Raw genomic sequence first — 2,879 nt, 5'->3', positions numbered from 1 at the left:
TAAGACCAGAACAGAGTAAATCTGTTAAGGCCGGTGCGGAACCCCGCAAGGGAAAGAAGCAGAAACCTAAATCGTGAGGTTTGGGAATCGCCGTCCGTTTACGGCGGTGAGGATGTCAATTGGGTACTCTGTAGTTGAGAGCTAAAAAAGCCAGTAGTTTTCAGGAAAAACGGGGGGGTTGAAAAGTGAAATCAAAAGGAAAGGGGATACAGTTGAAACTGCCGTCGTCCGAGTCGGGTTTCTCGATGTTAGAAGTGATCATTGCCATTTTAACTATTACCGCTTTCTTAACAGGAACCTTACAGTTAATGGCAGTGAATGCCTTATATAAAGTTCGGGCAGAAAGACAAGCTAAAGCTAACTTTTGGATTCAAGAAGACTTCGAGTCTGTTAAAGCTTTAGCTTCGAGTTTAGATGTGCAATCCAGTCCTAATTATGTCAAGACGGATGTGTGTACAGGAACGGAGGGTTATGCCACAGCTTTAAGAAGACAACTAACGGAAACTACCCTCACCAATACCTCTATACCGACGGAAAAATTAGTAGAGACAAGACCAATTGTCGGTAAAAAAAACTATTCTCTCTATCGAACTTTTGATATTACTAACCAATCGGCTAATCCCCATCGTCTCCGTATTGATTATCGAGTCGAAGCAACAGATAAAACTACTAAAGATTACCCCAACCAAGAAGATGTTATTGCTGAAAGTTCTGTCGAGGTGGTTCCCGATGAGTCGTTTAAATGTCCATCATAAAAATCAGGGTTTTACCCTGTTAGAAATTTTGGTAGCTTTGGCAATTACGGGAATTCTTGCCGCCTTAACCGGACCTAATTTATTAGCTTGGTTGAATAGGAATACGGTCCAAGAAGCCACCGATTCTATGCAATCAGCCCTACAGGATGCTCAAGGACAAGCTATGCGTCGAGGGAGAATTTGCACGATTAATTTCACTAACGGGACTGGCACTAATCCCACGGTTTACTCGCAAATAATTGCCAGTGAGCCGGGTTGTTTAGTGATGGCTAACGCGGGTTCCCTAAGTCTGCCGGAGGAAGTATTTATGGTGACGAATTTTCCCCTCCTAGGCATCAGTCCGGGGGTGCAGTTTTCCTTTCGGGGTCATGTACCAGGGCTAACCTTTACTCCGCCGGAAAACCAAGCGATAATCGTATTATATCCCGCCGCCAATGCCTCCGCCGCGCCCTATCCCAACCAAGAACAAAAATGTATAGTTATGGCTTCTCTGTTAGGAATAGTTAAACAAGGCACTTATACTGGAACTTCTCTAACTAACCTCGATGCCCGTAAATGTCAAATCCGTCTGGATGGAACCCAACCCTAATCAGTACCCCACACCTCACTCCCCACTTCCCACTCCTGTGCAGTTAATCACCCGCTGCAGGATCGCAGAATCCAACCCAGTAAGACTCCGATACCACCAAAGCGGACAATTTGCCAAAAAACTTCCCCCAGCAGTCCGCGACGGATTCCTTCCCAGAATAGGCGCTTTAATTCCCCTTCTTTGAGTAAATTGCTTTCTAAAATTACCTCTAATTCTTGAATCTGTTCGCGAATTTGTACCAATTCCTTTTCTAGTTCAGGTAGGGGATTTTCCCGCCATTGGGGTTCTATTTGGCTAAATTGTGCCTCTAGGTCTTTTTTTTGCTGTTCTGCTTCGCTGATCTGTCGATAACGGTCTTTTAGTGCTGCGATCGCCGCTTCGACTTCTTCAATCGCTTGGGTAAATTCTGCCGATTCATCGCTAGGGTATGGGTTTTCTTCTAAGGACATGGACTCGATCCGATTGCCTGCGTCTAAACTATAGTTATAGACGATTTTACGGTTTTACGAAACCTTTTGATTATGATTCCATCCCCTGTCTCCTCCTCATCTCAGACTGTTGATCATCTATCTACCCTGGAATTGGCGCGGATTTTGGCGGAACGTTTGGCGATCGCACCGATTGACTGGCATCGTCTGAAAGCCAATCGTAATGCTCGGGCTGCCGAACAATTAGGGACGGCTTTGGTGTTTTTATTAGATAATCAGCCAGAAGAAGCACTTCCTCGGCTACAACAGGCTACAGGCTGGCTCGATCGCTCAATTTCTGCTCCTCCCTGTCCTTCTCACGGTCATGGTCATTAGGTGAACCCGCGTTCCTGTTTAATTTGTTTACAAAGTTTCAGTTGGGTTCCTTTTTGATTCCAGTCAACTTGGTCGAAGATTTGATATAATATACACAGTCCTCGGCCATTTTCCGCTTCTTCGGGGGGAAAATTGGGACAATCGCAACTACAGCCATGATGGTGACAACGGGGGGTAAATCCACAACCTTCGTCGGTAATTACCCAAGAATACTCGTCTTTACTGCTGGAAAAGTGAACGACCACGGTTTTGCCCGGATCGAGATGATTGCCGTGTTTAGCGGCATTAACTAAAGCTTCTTGCAATCCTAATCTAATTTCTGGTTCTAATTCTTCGGGAATACTAGCGGTCAATAAATCTAAAATCGGACAAAGATACAAGGTGGAAGCGAAACTCATGGTGTTCCAGCTTCGTTTGCTTGTTGGCAGTGAAATAGCAATCACGGGCTTTACCTCTAGCTTTTATTCAATGACTATTCTCTTACAGAAAGATTAAGGTCTCTTAACCGTCGATCTAGTTGATTGCCATACCTAATAAGTCATATTCTGCCCCTTTTCTGTCTCTGAGATGGATTAGATATTTTTTTGACATCCTCACCGCCGTAAAACGGACGGGGCTCTTCTGGTTTTCGTGTGTTAATTTTTGTTATGAATTAAAGCAAGCAAACAGCTTAAGTCGAAGATGTTCAAAATTGGTAAATCCATAACTTATTCTTTTAATAAGCTTTATTTT

The 2,879-nt window shown here is 44.1% G+C and carries 5 protein-coding genes; 3 read left to right on the top strand and 2 right to left on the bottom strand.

The window, feature by feature from the left end:
* Window positions 1-245: 245 nt before the first annotated feature.
* Window positions 246-755, top strand: a complete 510-nt coding sequence (locus EWV84_RS12275) for a type 4 pilin (protein ID WP_287078211.1) — start codon at window positions 246-248, stop codon at window positions 753-755.
* A complete protein-coding gene (locus EWV84_RS12270; RefSeq protein WP_287078210.1) occupies window positions 730-1,344 on the top strand; it encodes a pilus assembly FimT family protein in 615 nt (204 codons plus the stop codon). Before EWV84_RS12275 ends, EWV84_RS12270 begins: the two co-directional genes overlap by 26 nt.
* A 47-nt stretch (window positions 1,345-1,391) precedes the next feature.
* Here the strand turns inward: EWV84_RS12270 and EWV84_RS12265 are convergent, their stop codons facing one another.
* On the bottom strand, window positions 1,392-1,793 hold the full coding sequence (locus EWV84_RS12265) for a sll0565 family protein (protein ID WP_287078209.1): 402 nt from the start codon (window positions 1,791-1,793) through the stop codon (window positions 1,392-1,394).
* Between the two features lie 72 nt (window positions 1,794-1,865).
* On the opposite strand from EWV84_RS12265, the gene EWV84_RS12260 reads away from it, so the two are divergent.
* Window positions 1,866-2,147, top strand: coding sequence for a DUF6439 family protein (locus EWV84_RS12260; protein WP_287078208.1), 282 nt, complete (start codon window positions 1,866-1,868; stop codon window positions 2,145-2,147).
* On the opposite strand, the gene EWV84_RS12255 is transcribed toward EWV84_RS12260, so the two are convergent.
* Complete coding sequence (locus EWV84_RS12255; protein ID WP_286823803.1) at window positions 2,144-2,545, bottom strand: ATP-binding protein; 402 nt, start codon at window positions 2,543-2,545, stop codon at window positions 2,144-2,146. The genes EWV84_RS12260 and EWV84_RS12255 overlap by 4 nt on opposite strands.
* Window positions 2,546-2,879 lie beyond the last annotated feature (334 nt).

Origin of the sequence: Microcystis sp. M_QC_C_20170808_M3Col, assembly GCF_007095505.1 — a bacterium.
In the GTDB taxonomy this organism is placed as follows: domain Bacteria; phylum Cyanobacteriota; class Cyanobacteriia; order Cyanobacteriales; family Microcystaceae; genus Microcystis.
Note: the sequence above shows the minus strand (reverse complement) of the source record. Positions and strands in the feature narration are given on the sequence as shown.